A 16,657-nucleotide genomic window follows, 5' to 3' on the forward strand; every position below is an offset into this window, starting at 1 on the left:
AATTAGTGCTATCTGCGGTTTTAGATAGTAACTTAGACTTGGATTTTACCTACAAAAATAAACTCAGGCACGGATGCCTGGTTCGGAAACGGCCACACCAGCCTGTATAACAAGGATGATGTAATGAAATATTCAGCAGTATGTCTTATTGTCACCGCCGCTCTCACTGGCTGTGGCGGAGGCGGAGGAAGCGACAGCAGCCCGCAAACCCCGTCTGATAATACTCCTTCGACGCCTGCACCGGTAAACGACAGCCCCGAAGTTACGCTAAACGCTGACAGCCTCACTGCCAAAAATTATGAACAGATCACTATCAGTGCTTCAGCCACCGACGCTGATGGTATTACCTCCTGGGACTGGTCTGTTTCAACTGAAGATGTAAGTTTAATATCCTCATCAGAAACTGAAGCCGTACTCGATTTAACCGGTGTAACGGAAGACAGCGATATCACTGTAACCTATACCGCCACCGACAGCACGGGCAAGTCAACCGCAGAAACCATTACTGTGTCTGTAAATTCAGCAGGTGCTTTAACTGTAGAACTAACCGGCTCCGCCACCCTGTCGATGGGAGACTCACTGAGCATTGGTTACACGTCAGGTTTTACCCCGGACAGCGTCCTCTGGTCTGTAGAAGACAGTGACGGATTCAGTCTGGAAAATACTACATCAGACACCGTTACTGTTAAGGCGTTATACGATACTGCTAAACAGGAAGGCACACTCAAAATTACCGCTCTGATTGATGATTTTGCAGTATCCGGCTCCATGCCTTTATCATCTTTGTACATGCCCCTGGAGACACCTGTATTTACGCAAAGTGCTGACAGAGTCGCTTCAGGCGGCATTGTGAAGCTGAAGGCAGATATTAACTTCTCAGATTACGAAGTGTCCTGGGGAGAGACCAGTGCGCCGGTATCCTATGCGCACAATAGCACAGACAGTGAACTTACGGTTAAAGTGAAGGGTGTGGAGCAAAACACTGATACATCAGTAGATGTCACAGTGTCAAAAGACAATGTCGAATTTCAGCATACATTTGATTTTTCTGTTACTCCGTCTGCATACGAAACCTCTGTCACCTACAACATTGATGTGACCGCCGGTGAAACTCAGACCATAGAAATTCCTGATCCGGAAAGCGAACTTTTTTTAATTGAGGGGCCCTTGTATGTAGAAGTTGGCAGTTTCTCTGCTACTCATACCGGCAATGGGATTGTCGCTACCTACACTGCGCCGGACGTTATCGGAAAAGACTTCGCATTTGAGCAACTGTACGCATGGCTTGATTCTGCGGATAAGTTTGGTGGTTTGGGCGAAATTAGTGTGACTATTCGTGCTGGCGGGTCGGGCTCTCTTGTATCCGGCAACGCTTTTTTCGAAAAAGTACCGGCAACAACAACCGGACTGGATCACGCAGGTATGTTTAATTCACCGGCATACGGTGCGTCTGTCATCGCCACAGACTCAGCAGGAACAACGGTTGCCAGAACGGAAGTTGAAACAGACGGTTCGTTTGAGCTGTTAGTTCCGGCGGACGCTCAACTGGATATCAAACTCATCCCCTCTTTTGAAATGGATAATGCTGAAATAGTTGTGGTGAATACGGGAACACCGGGTTTAAGTGATCTGACAGACCAGGTGACCTACTACCCGATACCGCCACACGAACTTCTGATCACGTCCGGAACATTTACCACTGACACCAGTGGCTTAACAATCACAGCTTCTGCAGACAGTGATGGCAGCAGTCTTGGTGAAGACCGCACTGCCGGTGCTTTCAATATTATTAATGTCGCCCGTACTGCTCTGGAACGTGTGTCCGGGCAGCTGCCAGCCGGACAAAACATCAAGCCACTGTTATTTGCCTGGTCTCCGGATGATGCCGGTGACGGAGACTGGAGGAACAATGAGCTGGAAACCGGCTATTCCGGCGAATGGCCCTACACAATCATTTACGTCGACAGTGAAAGCACAGCCGACACAGACGAGTACGATGACACATTGCTCGCTCATGAGATAGGACATTACATTCATTCAGTTGCAGGCAGAAATGATTCTCCCGGCGGCACGCATGGCATTAATACCCCACTGGATCCCCGGGCAGCCTTCGCGGAGGGTTTCGCAAACTGGTTCAGCTACTATGTGACAGGTGAAGAACTGGTTACCAATACCTTTGCTTCAGGTGCTTCTTCTGACAACTTTGTCAGCGGCGGCGTAACTGAAATTAATAAGGGCTGGATGTTTGAAGCAAGTACCGGCAATATTCTTTTCGGATTGCAGTCGTACTTTGTTTCTCAGGGCAAAAGTGCTGACGACTTCGGCACACATGTTTTCTCAGCGTTAAGAAAACAAGGAAAGTCAGAGTTCTACTCCGGCGCTTATTACTTCACAACCATTTTTAGTTTCCTGGATGCACTTGAAACTGAAATATCGTTAAACCTGAGTAACGGTGAACTGAGTGATTTTGGCGTGAACAGTGTGTCCGGCAATGCTGAAGGTGAAAGTTTTTATGCCAGTCTGTCGAATCCTGACATCAACAGCGCCGCGGTGATTGAAGATTATCTGCCTGTTTATAAACCGGTAACCTACGATGGTACACCCGTAGAAATGTGTATGCAGACTACCATAGGCTCCAGTGTGAACGGAACTGCACTGACTGCATTCGGTTTCGGGGAACCGGAAAAAGTCATGAACGTTACAGTAACTGTTGACACGAATCCCGGCGGTCTGACGATTTGGGTTGCTGATAACGATGGTCCCGACATTCAGGGGATTACACCTCAACTGTCATCCGCTGTGATCCTGGAACCGGGGCAAACTACCGGAATTCTGGAAAATATTACGCCGGAAACAAAGCGTATGTGGGTCAGGAGTAACGACATGTATAATTCCGTCGATGACAGCATACATCGCTGCTACACCTTAACCTTTTCAGAACAATAAACTGACAACACTCAGTGCCCGCTCAGCGGGCACTGAGTACAAGTTTGCCATTTACATTTCCCGTTTACCGGTCCTCTAACCGGTTGTAATCAAGCAAACCGCCGTCAATGGGATAACGGGCTTCTGACCATCTGATAAGCTCATCACTGAATAACCAGAATTCAGGGTCGGTACGGCGTACCCCCACCTTATCTAACAGACGCTGATAGTCACTTTCGTTTTTCACTTTATTTAACTGTTTAACGACCTGCGGAATATCTGAGGCATTAACCTGCCAAAATACATCAGGATAACTACCGAGAAAGCCCTGAACCAGTGTCAGTGAATCGTTGGCGTGGTCACGGTTCTTATCTTCTTCAAACAGGCTGCTTACGTTAAAGTGTGCGCTGTTTCTCAGCACAGTGAACACGTCGAAGTCTTCCGGTTTTTCGTCATCTCGCACCATAATCATGGTGATCTCCGGCATGATTGTGGCTTGCTGAGCAGGTAATTCGTCTATGGTAGCCAGCGCGGCAAGCTGCTCTTCGTTAAGTACATCACTGTGTAATCCGGTATTTTCCGGCTGAACGTGCTTGAGATAAGCAGCCAGAAGGCGGTACAACTCCCCTTTTGGCTTACCGGTGTCGTATTCAATCCCGGTGTCCTGTTCAAAGCTGTTGATATCGCCCTCAATGTAATCCGTCAGTTCCGGCCCGGCGTGCTGATACCAGTCAGCTAACTGGGTACGGCGGGTTTCTGGTGGCAGTAATGTGAGAAAATTCGATTCTCCTTCCATTCGCAGGAAATCCATATAGAGCCTTGTCATCAACTGATGACCATAATTGCCATACACATCAAATCCGGCCACCAGCAAATAATGGATGCGCTCAAGCAGTGCGTAATCAATCACCCATGCGGTTTTCGGGGGGTTACCCACCATGCCTTTCACCACGGTGGCGTTGTCGAAATGACGAAATACGGTCAGACTGGCGTTAGTATTTTTGCCGTCGCCGGCCCAGACACTTTGTAAACTCAGGTGTTCACCCTGCGTAAACGCTTCATTAAGAAATGTCGTTCTGGCACGCATGTACTCGCCCTGGCGACGGGCGTATTTCACCCAGCTTACCGCCAACGCAGTACTGTCTTTTTCTGCCGGCAGATGCAGATTTTCCCGTTGGGAGGCATAGAATTCATTAAGCTCTTCTGAAGCCGCGACTTCCGGATCGACAAAAAACACCCAGAAACGGTCATTGATGACATTCAGTGCGACCTGGCCACGGCAGACCGGCCCTTTGATATATCCCATGATGGTATTTTGTGCCCGCTCCAGCATGAAACGGTACCGGCTTTTCACCGGTAACAAAGTAAAGGACGTGAGAGGGTTTGCCGCCACATCCGGTTTATAAGAGGGTAATGCCGGCACATCAAAGTCCGCGTCCACAAACCAGGCCTGCCATTTAGCCCGTAAATCATCATTAATCACATAGGGCTGATGGGTTTTGCTGACAATGGTTGAGAACACAGGCTGGAGCCTGTACCACACCCTATCAACGCCGGGATCATCGAAGGGCCGGCGGGTTGCGATTACCGCAAGCGGTTTGCCCGGCGGCGTGGCTGACCGCACCAGGTTAAAGAACTGCGGCGTTTCGCCTTCGGGACTCAGGCCGTCAAAATACAAATGAGTGGTGAACAGATGCTCATAAATATAACGCGCAGATAATTTCGCTTTGTTGTTATCTGCATTCAGCCACGTTTCCAGCTCCGATACTTTAGCAACAGTCTTTTCGTCTAACGAAGGAGATTCAGGTAAAGGTGCATTGTGCTGCAGCCATCTTAGCAGTGTCAGTTCTTCTTCAGCATTCAGGTTCGGTAAGGCATAAGGCATGCCCCCAAGAGGCTGATCTGCAATATAACGCCCCATTTCATCAAGTGTCGGACATTGCTGCTCTCTGTTTAAGCTGATATCGAAACCGTCTCCCAGGTGGGTGGTATCAGGTTGCGGATTGGCCCGCTTTAATAACAGCATCTGCGCCAGGACAGAGGTTTGCGTTTCCTGCACAACGTCGCTGTCTTCATCAGGTAAAACAGAAAAGAAACCACGCTTGCGCCAGGCGTCTTCAGAATGTGCGTCGATAAATAACCGGTTCGGCTGGGCGGCAGTTAAGCGGGTACCTTCGTAAACCTTCTCTTTATTCGCTCCGCGGGCAATACCTTCCGGCGCTGTCATTTTCAGCTGGCAGGGAGCGTCATAACAAGCGTGACATACCACACAACGCTTCGTCAAAACCGGGCTGACCTCATGTTCAAAGAATTGTGCAGGTAAGGGTTCTGTCGTCACAACCGTATCAGGGTTATCAAATAGTGGCGCTTCTGCTGCAGACCATTGCCAGATTGCCACACCGGCGATTAAAACAGCCAGCACCAATGCCGCCTTCCCCTTACTAAACCAATTCATACTTCGCTTCCCGTAATGCCCGGCGCACAGTCTACCACCCATTTACTCCTGCTCCATCTATCCATAGTGAAATCCTGTCAAAGGTTTAATATTCAGCCGCTGACCCGCAAACTCAAAGCCGGATGCATGGTGAGCGGTTAATCATGCTGTATACTGGCTGCAACACTATTATTTTATGCATTCATCATGTCCCGGCCACTGACCTATTTATCTCATTACCCTCAACATCTTCAGGATCAGATCCACCACCTCATCGACAACAATCAGTTGGGCGACTGGCTTCGCTCCCGTTACCCGTCCGTGCACAACATCAACAATGACCGTGATTTGCGTGAGTACGCCATGGACATAAAAAACCGGTACATGAAGAAAACCCAACCTTTAAGCAAAGTCATTTACGACGGTAAAATTCATATCGTGAATCACGCGCTTGGGTTGCACTCCTATGTAGCGAGAAATCAGGGCGGGAAGCTGAAAAGTAAGAACGAACTGCGGGTCAGCGATTTATTCAAAAATACGCCTGAGCCCTTTTTGAACATGATTGTGGTGCACGAACTGGCTCACCTTAAAGAAAAAGATCATAGCAAGGCGTTCTATCAGCTTTGCCGCCATATGCAGCCTGACTACCACCAGTTAGAGTTTGATGTAAGGGTTTATCTCACCGAAATGGACACTAACGGAAAAGTATTCTGATTAGGCTTTGCATATAAAAAAGGCCGCAAAGCAAAATGCAATGCGGCCTGAACTCATGTGGTCCTGTTATTTTTATCAGAACGTATACCGGGCACCGAGGGTATAACGCGGACCATATTGACGGGCGTAAAGGAATTGTTCCTCAAAGCGGCCGTAACCACGTTCAGTCTCGTTATTTACATTCACGCCTTCAACAAACACGGTGAAATGTTCGTTGAAATCGTAATTGATACTGAAGTCCCACTGACCGAAAGAGTCTGCCTGTGTTGGCGGTACATCAGATGAACCCTGTGCCTGCCCCATGCCCTGCAGATAGCCTGCACGCCATGCATAAGTCACTTTTACCGACAACGCTTCTTTTTCATAGAACATCTGGAAGTTAGCAGAATCACCGATACCCACCAGCGGGTTCTGACCGCTTTCGAGAATATAGGGGTCATACTTCACATCACCGTCGACCAGCGTACCGTTCACGCCCACACCGAAACCGGTGTCACCGAAAGTATGCTGAACGGCCAGTTCAATACCATCCACTGTGCGGGAATCCGGCAAATTTCGCGGCTTGGTCACACGCCACGTGATGAGTGGATCATCAGCGTTTGGCTCAACAACACCTTCTGCGTTAGCGTAGCCGTTATCCTGGAAATACTGGAAGATGGCACTGTCTGTGGCCTGCACACCATCAGCTTCAAGAGCCGCAACGGCTTCGTTCCACCGCGGTCCCTGGTAAATATCACGCAGCCCTTCGAAGGTCTGATCGCCCCCGGTGGTTTCGATATACTCACTCACCGTCTTGCGGAATAAGCCGACGGAGGCATAGCTGTCTTCGCTGTAATACCATTCCACTGACAAGTCGAGGTTTTGCGACTCGTAAGGTTTCAGGCTGGTGTTACCTTCAGAGGCGGTACGGGCACCAATTTTGGGGCTGCCGCTAAATGCACGACCACCTTGCAGCAAGCCAATAGGCGCACGGGTAATCGATTTACCCCAGGAGAAACGGGCAACCACGTCTTCTGTCACGTCCACTTTAATGTCGAACATGGGCAGCAGAATGTCATATTCACCGGTGAAATCCTGCAGGATAAGTTCCGACTGATATTCAGTGATCCACTCAGAGGGTGCGACCCAGTTTACCTGTGTGGGTACACGCACCTGCGCGGAACTGGGCACTTCAGTTTCTTCATAGCGCACACCGGCATTCACCTGCACATAGAAATCACCAATATCAAAATCCCACTCGGTTTGTACGTAAACAGAATCGGTGATCTCTTCAACAAAATTCACCGTTGGCGCATTAAAGAAAGGATCGATGGAGTAAACATTGCTGTCACCGGTCACGTCTGCCGTAAGGTAAGCCAGCTGCCGGGTGATCGCTTCGTCAAAGCTGTAGGTGTAAAAGTAATTCGGATTCAGCGCATCACCGCCGCCACTGAATGCATCCAGGAAATCACCGGTATCATGGCGGGTAAACATGCTGTCCGGGAAAATTTCGGTATAGGACGGGCTGAAGCCGGGTCCGCCACGCAAACCACCCCAGGCGTCCGTTGCACCCAACGACTGTTCGGTACGGGCATAACCAAAGTCGACTTTCACCAGCGGAATGCTGTCAAAAACCGAGTTGTACCAGGTACTGTCGATTTGTAGCTGCTCAATATCCGAACGGCCCTGATTGCGGGTAAACTGACTGAAGTTAGAATCAATTTCACCGGGCATCAGCTCGTTGGTGCCGTTATTCCAATTGATGTAATAACTGGGAATATCACCTTCCCGATAATCATACACTTTGGAGATCAGCTGATCGGAGCCAAGAATGACCTGGCCACTGCCCCCTAACCCTTTGTCCTTGCCGTTATCAATCTGATTGTAGGAGTCGTGATAATCCACTGACACTTCCCAGTCACCGGTGATTTGCCACTCCAGATTTACACCCAGTGAGCGGGCGTTCACTTCGGTGGTGTTACGGCTGGCTGTAGCAGAACCGTCGTCACCGGCAATATCGGCATACAACGCGGTACCATTTTCGTCCAGTTCATAAGCATTAATATTAGGCCCGAAGTTATTCCAGATCCCCCAGCCAAAGCTGTTAGTGCCGGTGACGGCGTCTGATGCGGTGTAATCCAGGGTTGCGGTGAAATTATCGGTAGGACGAAACTGGAACGTGACCTGTGCATTGGTACGTTCACGCTGAACATCGGCAAAGCCAAAGTTCAGATCCTTAGGAAAGAATGCCGCATCGGTAATGACGGAACGGTTATCCACCACCATGGACGGGTCCAGTTCGGGCAAATCCTGGTCAGGCACAAGCACCCAACCCTGGATGCTGGCAGATTGCTGACGGAAATCACGTTCCTGGTGAGATACCGAAATACCGATACCGAACATATCGTCAGCAAACGTGTTAGTGAACACGCCGGCTACTTCAGGCGTAATATCACTGCCTTCTTCGTTAGAGGTGTCCATAATGCCTTTAGCCGACACCGAGAACTGCTGACCGGGATTATCCATAGGACGCATGGTCAGAATATTCACCGTAGCACCTAAGCCACCACTGGGGTTTTCCGCCCGTGCAGTTTTCTGCAACTCCAGGGTTTTTACCCCTTCCGAAGACAGGTTCTGCAAATCATAAGAACGGGTAAAACCGGTGCCCGGCATCTGACGGCCGTTCAGGGTGATAAGGTTAAATTCAGGGCCAAAACCACGCACAGTGATCTGACTACCCTCACCGTTTGCCCGACTGATAGTTACGCCGGTGACACGCTGTAACGCTTCCGCCAGGTTAGTATCCGGGAATTTACCCAGTTCTTCAGCAGAAATGGCATCTACGACACCGCTTGAATTGCGCTTCAGGTCCTGAGAGCGCATCAGTGAGCCGCGGATCCCCTTAACCTGAATGACTTCCATGCTTTCGTCAGCAGCGGCTTCAGCTTCCTGTGCCTGCGCGCTGAACATGCTTGTTGTACCCAGTAACAAAGCCATTGATGTGGCGACCCGGGTCTTTTTAAATGTATTGTTTTTCATAGTTGACCTACTCATCATAATCAATTGTTCCGGCGAGCCGGTATGGCTTCACCGGAGGCTTTGTTATTGCGCTGCAATTTCTGCGTTATCGATGCGGTAAACCGCGCCGTCACCCTGTCCCCATGCCGGAAACACCATCACCACGTTGATGTCTGACACATCGAGACCAAGATCAGACAGCGTTTGCAGCGGGAAGGTATAGGTTTGCCATTCGCCGGCTACCGGATCGACGCCTTCAAGGCTTTCCGACAGCGGCAACTCAACGGCAGTAGCAGCACCGGTAGATTCAATCTTAAACAGCCAGGGGGCTGTGCTGTCAGCAGGCATAGAAGTCACTTTCATTTCAAAGCGAACCGCGCCTGTGGTAAGAAGTGCTGAAGCATCGAAAGACACCTCTTCATCTGCCAGGAAGCCCATTACCGTCGGGGTACCGCCGATACGGAATTCGGCTACGTCACCGTGGGCATCATCATCGGCTTCGATTGTCGGAGTAGAACCGCCACAGCAATCCCATACGCTCCACATATCCGCTGCGGTATCAGCGAACAGGGTTAAACCTGCAGCCGCACCGGCATCCGGGTGGTACAGTTTCATGTTGTCGATACGATATGCCGCACCTTCACCGGCCCCCCAGGCCGGGAACACCATGATCACGTCAATGGCGCTGATATCCAGGCCACCGGCCTGCAGGTCAGCTATGGGGAAGGTATAGGTTTGCCACTCGCCTTCAACCGGTGCTTCCCCTTCCACACTTTCTGTGATGGGTAATTCAATGGCCGTAGAAGCACCGTTAGATTCCACCTTAAATAACCAGGCTGCAGAGGCATCGTTTGGCAAGCTCACAACACGCATATCGAACTGCAGCAGGCCGCCGTCTGCCAGTGCAGTGGCGTCGAACGGGGTGTCACCGCCACCGTCAGCGGGACGGGTAATAAAGCCCATTACAGTAGGTTCGGCACCGATACGGAATTCAGCGGTCAGGCCGTGGGCATCGTCATCCATTTCTTCTGTGGGGGTTGAGCCGCCGCAGCAGTCCCACATAGGCCAGTTAGGGTTTGTAGCATCTTCAAAAATCACCAGTTCCGGGTAGCTGGATTCTGCAGAAATTTCCACGTTGGTCAGGCGGTAAGTTGCTCCGTCACCCGCGCCCCAGGCAGGGAACACCATAATGACGTCAATGGCGCTCACATCCAGACCAGCTTCATCGAGCATGGAAAGCGGAAATTCATAAGTTTCCCACACGCCCTCTTCCGGCATATCGCCGGCAGATTCATTCGGGCCCGTGTAGCCGGTTGCCAGTGGAAACTCTACAGCGGTTGATCCTTCTGAACTTTCAATTTTGAACAACCAGGCAGCACTGGCATCTAAAGGCAGCGACGTGACTTTCAGATCAAACTTTACACTACCCGTTTCCAACATAGGCGCACCGTCAAAAGGGGTTGCCTGCCCGCCCGGATCGGTAATGAAAGTACTGCGGCTGACGAACCCCATCACAGTAGGTGTTGCGCCAATAGAGAATTCGTAAACGTCACCTTTTTCGGCATCGTCGACGATGGCAGGCGTTGAGCCACCACAGCAGTCCCATGCTGGCCAGTTCGGATTATCGGTACCACCAAAGATGGTCAGGTTCTGTGCCACACCGCTGGAAGGTGGTGAAGGAATGGGCGCTTCACCTTCTACCAGAGCATCATCTGTAGAGTCATAGCCGGGGCGCACAGTTTCACAGCCTTTACCGGTATCCGGATTGGCTGAACATTGATAAACACGCACATAATCGATTTCGTAAGTTTGTCCTTCCGCGAAAGCTTCAGCATCAATGCCCAGCTCGTTCACGTTGGATGGCCAGTCGCCGCCCACCGCCAGGTTCAGGATCATAAAAAACTCCTGATCGAAAGGGGCATTGGTGTAATAATTCTGCAGCTCACCGGTGGTTTGCTCGAAATATTCTGTGTACCAGCCACGATGCGCCAGACCGGTCGCTTCGCCTTTGCTGTTGTAACGCACCGTTGACTTTCGCTGTGTGGCGTACAGGTAATCATCCATATACCAGCGAATTTCGCCTTCCTGCCATTCCACCGCATAAGTATGGAAATCGTCAGCTGGATTAGCGCCGTCCGGTAACTTATAGGCCTTACCACTGTATTTGTTATTCGGCCACTCACTGCCGTAATGCAGGGTACCGTGAATATTGGCTTCCGGGTTGCCGTCGGCGTCCATGGCTTTCAGATTAACCGCTTCCATGATGTCGATTTCACCACTTCGCGGCCAGCCACCATAAACAGAATCGGTAGGCATCATCCAGAATGCCGGCCAGCTTCCCTGACCAGAGGGCAGCTTTGCGCGCATTTCAAAACGGCCATATTTAAAGTCTGCTTTGTACTGTGTAACGAGTCGGGCTGATGTGTAAGGCTTCTCCGCCCCTTCTGCGGCGGGTAACGCGACAATTTTTAGCGTTCCGTCAGAGACAAATGCATTTTCAGGACTGTCGGTGTAGCACTGGGATTCGTTGTTGCCACCACCGGCGCAATTGACTTCATGAGTCCAGTTATTTCCGTCAATAGAAGACCCGTCAAAATCATCACTCCATACCAACTCCCAGTCTGTTATCGGTACCGTTGGCTCAACAATATTCACGTCCGTATTTGTGGTGGCGCCACCGCCACATCCCACAAGGGTTGTGACCGATATCGCGGCCGCCAGCCGCGACAATTGTAAAAATGTTTTAGTCATTGTGTTCAGCCCTGTTTTCAACTTCCGGCAAGCAGGCGGTGCCGGAAATTTGTTTTTAGTTTTCGTCCCGTCTGTGTGGTCGAATTAATTTTGTAAGCGCTTACAAATCTTCTCAAAAAGAAAGCACTGTTCAGTTGAGCGCGATTGAATTCCATTCCCGCCGACTATGAAAGCGCTTTCATTACATTACGACACGGTCAAATAAAGGTCAATGCCATTCTCATTTTTTTAACATTTCAGTCACCTTCGTGACAGATTGACTCACCGGTGCGCTATTGCGCGACTTTTAGCCAGTTTAACCTCGACACGGCCGGCAGGATTCTTTATATTGCGCGGCCTTGAATGCACTCACGTGTACCTCTTATTTTGTTTTCCGGGAATTTGTTGTGATCACCACCGCCAATATCACCATGCAGTTTGGCTCTGCGCCTTTGTTCGAAAATATCTCCGCTAAGTTCGGTAACGGCAATCGCTACGGCCTGATTGGCGCGAATGGCTGTGGTAAGTCAACCTTCATGAAAATTTTAAGCGGCAAGCTCACCCCTTCCGCCGGGAACGTATCACTCTCCCCAGGCACCAAGCTTGGGATCCTGAATCAGGATCAATTCGCCTTCGAAGAAATGTCGGTGGTTGATGCTGTGATCATGGGCGACAACGAACTGTGGGAAGTGAAGAAGGAACGTGACGAGATTTACAGCAAAGCGGACATGAGTGAAGAAGACGGTATGCGTGTAGCCGATCTGGAAACCCGTTTTGCTGAAATGGACGGTTATACCGCCGAAGCCCGTGCAGGAGATATCTTAATTGCTGCAGGCATTGAGGAAGACTATCACTTTGGTCTGATGAAAGAGGTAGCGCCGGGTAAAAAAGTCCGTGTGTTGCTGGCACAGGCGTTATTTGCCGATCCGGAAATTCTGCTGCTGGACGAACCGACTAACAACCTCGATATCTACACCATCAACTGGCTGGCTGAAGAGCTCAACAAGCGCAAGTCTACGATGATCATTATTTCTCACGATCGTCACTTCTTAAATTCCGTATGCACTCACATGGCCGATATCGATTACGGTGAATTGCGTATTTATCCCGGTAACTATGACGATTTCTCAGAAGCCGCTGCCGCTGCGCTGGAACAGCTCCATCATGAAAATGATAAGAAAAAGGCAGAAATTGAAGAGCTGCAAAGTTTCGTAGCCCGCTTCTCAGCTAACGCCTCAAAAGCTAAGCAAGCAACTTCACGGGCAAAGCGCCTTGAGAAAATTGAGCTGAACGAAATTAAAGCGTCCAGCCGCCGTAAGCCATACATCATTTTTAAACAGCACAAGAAGCTGCACCGTCTGGCGATTACTCTTGAAGATCTGGGGCACGGCTTCCCTGAATTGCCACTTTTCAGTAACGGTAATTTGCTTTTAGAAGCGGGAGCCCGCCTGGCCATTATCGGTGAAAACGGTGCCGGCAAAACCACCCTGCTGAAATGTCTGATCAACGAACTGGACGCCAATGAGGGCGTGGTAAAGTGGGCTGAAAACGCTGAAGTAGGTTACGTTCCTCAGGACAGCAACCGTGATTTTGCCAACGATCTGACTTTATTTGAATGGATGAGCCAGTGGCGCGGACCGAAGCATGATGATCTGCAGGTTAAAGCCATGCTGGGTCGTTTGCTGTTCACCTCTGATGATTTCAATAAGAAAGTGAGTGTTTGCTCCGGTGGTGAGAAAAACCGTCTGTTGTTTGGCAAGTTAATGCTGCAGGATATCAATGTACTGGTAATGGACGAGCCTACTAACCACCTTGATATGGAATCTATTGAGGCACTGAATAATGCTCTGGCAAACTACGACGGCACTGTAATTTTTGTCAGTCACGACCGTGAATTTGTCTCTTCACTGGCCACCCAGGTTATCGAAATTAAAGATCAGAAAATCAATCATTTCGAAGGTACCTACGAAGAGTTCCTTGCACACAGCGCTGCTGTTTAGTATTAAATTCAATAACTGAAAAGCGCTTATCACACAGCGGAAACTGTCGCCTTTTTCAACCTTGAACTATGCTTTGTATAAGGTGAAAAAGGTGATGGTGTATGTCTGTATCCAGAATATTCCCCAAGCAAATCGTTCCCATTTTATCCGGCGGCGGTACACGGCTGCCTGCTCACATAGGTATATTACAGGCACTCGACGACCTTAACGTAAAACACAACACTATTGTGGGCGTATCCGGCGGCTCTATCATTGCGGCAATGTACGCACGGGGCTTCACAGTAACCGAAATGAAACATCTGGCATTGAATACTGACTTTCGTCAGTTTGCTGATTTTTCTTTGTGGCGACTGTTACGTGAAGGCGGTCTGGCATCGGGAGATATTTTCGAGCAATGGCTGGATGAGCAGCTCGACGGGGTTACCTTTTCAACCATCAACTATCCTTTACATATTCTGGCCACAGATGTGAACGGCGGTGGTCCGGCGCTGTTTAATGCAACAGAAACGCCGGATGTGAAAGTCTCCGCTGCAGTAAGGGCTTCCATGTCGATCCCCCTCATTTTTGCCTTCAAACAATTCGAAGATAAATTACTGGTGGACGGCGCGGTACTGTCTGAGGACGCACTGTTTCGTGACTGGCAGCAGGACGGCACACCTTCGGTCTGTTTCCGCCTGCAAAGCCGTCAGAAAAAAGAGAACCTCGGCAAGAAGAAAGCCCGTTTCGCCCTGCCCACTTATGTCATGCTGTTAATCCGTACTTTTATGTCGGCACTGGCAAGGGAGTACGTACACGCTGAATTCTGGCAGCGCACTATTTTGATTGATACCGGCGAGGTCTCCGCCGTGGACTTTGATGCCAATGGCGCTGACAAAGAAGCGTTATTCGAAACCGGCTACAACACGACAATGGCCTACCTGCCGGATAAATTAAAGAAGCAGTATTCCAGAATTAGCTGAATTCAAGCTTGTTCAAATAAATCTAAGGTTCATTCAGGGCGTTAAGGTGCAACAACTCAGCGCCCTTTATATCATCGCTGATATCTATAAATCCCCGGCAACGCTAATCCTGCTTCTATATATTTTTGAAAAACATTTGACTCTGGAGTTAACTCCAGGGTTTATAGTAAGCACTATGAAAAAATCAGACTTGCTGAAAATAGGCGAACTGGCCCGCCTGACTGACCTGAGTAACGACACCATCCGCTTTTATGAGAGCAAGGGTTTGCTTACGCCTTCCGAACGCTCTGATGCAGGTTATCGCCTGTATTCTGAAGATGATGTGGAAAAGCTCTTATTTATCCAACGCACTAAAACGGTGGGTTTTACGCTGAATGAAATCAGCGAACTCATGGAGCTGAAACTGCATCCTGATACCCACACGTGCGGTGAAGTGAAGAAAGTCACCGAACAAAAGCTACAGCAAGTAACAGCTAAAATTAATGAACTGGAGCGTATCCGTCAGTCGCTGCTTCAAATGAATAATTTGTGCGATGGCGGCCCTGAAAGTGCTCAGCATTGCACGATTCTACAACTACTGGACTCAGAAAAACCGCTATGAACGATATAACGCTATTGCTCACCAATTTCTTTGGTCTGTTTATGGAATCAGCGCCGTGGTTACTCATGGGCTTACTGGTTGCCGGCATAATGCACGAGCTCGTCCCCGTGAGCTTGTTGCAGAAACATATGGGTAAGAACAGTGTGGGGGCGGTGATAAAATCTGCCTTCATTGGTGCACCATTACCACTGTGCTCATGCGGAGTCATTCCCGCCGCACTGGGATTAAGAAGAAGCGGAGCTTCGAAGCCGGCCACAGCATCCTTTCTCGTTTCCACACCGGAAACAGGGGTAGATTCAATATCGGTTTCTTACGCCCTGCTCGGCCCCGTATTCGCTGTGGTTCGTCCTGTTGCTGCCATCTTCAGCGCCATTTATACCGGTTTAGTGGTGAAGTGGTTTGTGAGGGACGACCAAGCCATATCGTCTTCACCGGCTTCTTTAGAAAAGGTTGAGCAGGACAGTTGCTGCAGCAGTAAAGCACCGGTGCAGGAACCGGTATCGTCTTGCTGTGCTTCAAAAACTGAAGTGGTTGCGCCAGTTAAATCCTGTTGCAGCAGTGAAAAGCCTGCTGCGCTAAATACCGGAAAGCCTGCTGCGCAAAGTAGTTGCTGTGACACGAAAGTCACTACACCGGTACCTGCAGAAGCGTCTTCCTGTTGCAGTTCAACTCAGGCCGAATCAGAAAAAGAGAATAAAGTCGTTCAAATCTGGCAGTTCGCTACAGGTAAACTACTGGAAGATATTACCATGTGGTTACTCATTGGCCTTACGCTGGCTGCAGCCATTCAGACCTGGGTACCGGTATCTTTTCTGACCCAATGGGGCGATGGTTTTCTGGCTATGCTGGTCATGGCGCTGATTGGGATCCCTATGTATATCTGTGCAACGGCATCAACGCCTCTTGCCGTTGGCTTTCTGTCTGCCGGCCTGTCACCCGGTGCAATCCTGGTGTTTCTGCTTGCAGGTCCGGCAACCAATATTTCTACCATGGGCATGATTGGCCGCGAACTCGGCCGCCGCTCTCTTATCATCTATTTGTTCTGCATTCTCACAGCCAGCATCGGTTTGGGTTACCTGCTGAATGCGGCGGTGGAGGCATTTAACTGGCAATCTTTTATCCCCACCGGTGAGGGAGCCCACCATCACGGCGAAACAGTAAATGCCTTTTACGCATTGTGTGCGGTAGTGCTCGGCGCACTGATGTTACGTAACAGCTGGCAGGCAGCGAAGGACAAGTGGTTTTCCGGCAATAATATGCAAAGCAGCTGTCATTAAGAAACTGAACAGGAAGTCAT

The 16,657-nt window shown here is 49.8% G+C and carries 9 protein-coding genes; 6 read left to right on the forward strand and 3 right to left on the reverse strand.

The genetic code is table 11. The annotated features are described in order from the left end of the window. The first annotated feature begins 123 nt into the window (after positions 1 to 123). The gene (locus ACXAGC_RS19140; protein ID WP_474846387.1) at positions 124 to 2,946 is read left to right on the forward strand and encodes a hypothetical protein; all 2,823 of its coding nucleotides are present in this window, start codon (positions 124 to 126) and stop codon (positions 2,944 to 2,946) included. 64 nt (positions 2,947 to 3,010) lie between these two features. Here the strand turns inward: ACXAGC_RS19140 and ACXAGC_RS19145 are convergent, their stop codons facing one another. After that, entirely contained in the window at positions 3,011 to 5,380 is a 2,370-nt protein-coding gene (locus ACXAGC_RS19145; protein WP_474846389.1) for a fatty acid cis/trans isomerase, read from the reverse strand. A 186-nt stretch (positions 5,381 to 5,566) separates the two neighbouring features. Here ACXAGC_RS19145 and ACXAGC_RS19150 point away from each other — a divergent pair, with 186 nt between their 5' ends. Then, entirely contained in the window at positions 5,567 to 6,073 is a 507-nt protein-coding gene (locus ACXAGC_RS19150) for a M48 metallopeptidase family protein (RefSeq protein WP_474846391.1), read from the forward strand. A gap of 75 nt (positions 6,074 to 6,148) precedes the next feature. Here ACXAGC_RS19150 and ACXAGC_RS19155 read toward each other — a convergent pair whose 3' ends face one another. Both ACXAGC_RS19155 and ACXAGC_RS19160 read right to left on the reverse strand, forming a co-directional pair. Next, positions 6,149 to 9,091, reverse strand: coding sequence for a TonB-dependent receptor (locus ACXAGC_RS19155; RefSeq protein ID WP_474846393.1), 2,943 nt, complete (start codon positions 9,089 to 9,091; stop codon positions 6,149 to 6,151). Positions 9,092 to 9,154: 63 nt separating this feature from the next. Continuing rightward, complete coding sequence (locus tag ACXAGC_RS19160; RefSeq protein ID WP_474846395.1) at positions 9,155 to 11,821, reverse strand: family 16 glycosylhydrolase; 2,667 nt, start codon at positions 11,819 to 11,821, stop codon at positions 9,155 to 9,157. 386 nt (positions 11,822 to 12,207) lie between these two features. Between ACXAGC_RS19160 and ACXAGC_RS19165 the strand changes: the two genes are divergently transcribed. The 4 genes from ACXAGC_RS19165 to ACXAGC_RS19180 all read left to right on the forward strand — a co-directional run bounded on the left by ACXAGC_RS19165 (position 12,208) and on the right by ACXAGC_RS19180 (position 16,637). Continuing rightward, complete coding sequence (locus ACXAGC_RS19165) at positions 12,208 to 13,800, forward strand: ABC-F family ATPase (protein WP_474846397.1); 1,593 nt, start codon at positions 12,208 to 12,210, stop codon at positions 13,798 to 13,800. A 101-nt stretch (positions 13,801 to 13,901) separates the two neighbouring features. Then, complete coding sequence (locus tag ACXAGC_RS19170; protein ID WP_474846399.1) at positions 13,902 to 14,759, forward strand: patatin-like phospholipase family protein; 858 nt, start codon at positions 13,902 to 13,904, stop codon at positions 14,757 to 14,759. Positions 14,760 to 14,934: 175 nt separating this feature from the next. After that, on the forward strand, positions 14,935 to 15,360 hold the full coding sequence (zntR, locus tag ACXAGC_RS19175; protein ID WP_349584671.1) for a Zn(2+)-responsive transcriptional regulator: 426 nt from the start codon (positions 14,935 to 14,937) through the stop codon (positions 15,358 to 15,360). After that, on the forward strand, positions 15,357 to 16,637 hold the full coding sequence (locus ACXAGC_RS19180) for an SO_0444 family Cu/Zn efflux transporter (protein WP_474846402.1): 1,281 nt from the start codon (positions 15,357 to 15,359) through the stop codon (positions 16,635 to 16,637). Before zntR ends, ACXAGC_RS19180 begins: the two co-directional genes overlap by 4 nt. The last annotated feature ends 20 nt before the right edge of the window (positions 16,638 to 16,657 follow it).

The organism is Alteromonas sp. AWJ4_197 (assembly GCF_056160285.1).

Excerpts from the sequence above, each read along its gene's own strand:
- ACXAGC_RS19160 (WP_474846395.1), bottom strand. The coding sequence starts at position 11,821 with ATGACTAAAACATTTTTACAATTGTCGCGGCTGGCGGCCGCGATATCG.
- ACXAGC_RS19150 (WP_474846391.1), top strand. The coding sequence starts at position 5,567 with ATGTCCCGGCCACTGACCTATTTATCTCATTACCCTCAACATCTTCAG.
- ACXAGC_RS19180 (WP_474846402.1), top strand. The coding sequence starts at position 15,357 with ATGAACGATATAACGCTATTGCTCACCAATTTCTTTGGTCTGTTTATG.
- ACXAGC_RS19140 (WP_474846387.1), top strand. The coding sequence starts at position 124 with ATGAAATATTCAGCAGTATGTCTTATTGTCACCGCCGCTCTCACTGGC.
- ACXAGC_RS19170 (WP_474846399.1), top strand. The coding sequence starts at position 13,902 with ATGTCTGTATCCAGAATATTCCCCAAGCAAATCGTTCCCATTTTATCC.
- ACXAGC_RS19155 (WP_474846393.1), bottom strand. The coding sequence starts at position 9,091 with ATGAAAAACAATACATTTAAAAAGACCCGGGTCGCCACATCAATGGCT.
- ACXAGC_RS19145 (WP_474846389.1), bottom strand. The coding sequence starts at position 5,380 with ATGAATTGGTTTAGTAAGGGGAAGGCGGCATTGGTGCTGGCTGTTTTA.
- zntR (WP_349584671.1), top strand. The coding sequence starts at position 14,935 with ATGAAAAAATCAGACTTGCTGAAAATAGGCGAACTGGCCCGCCTGACT.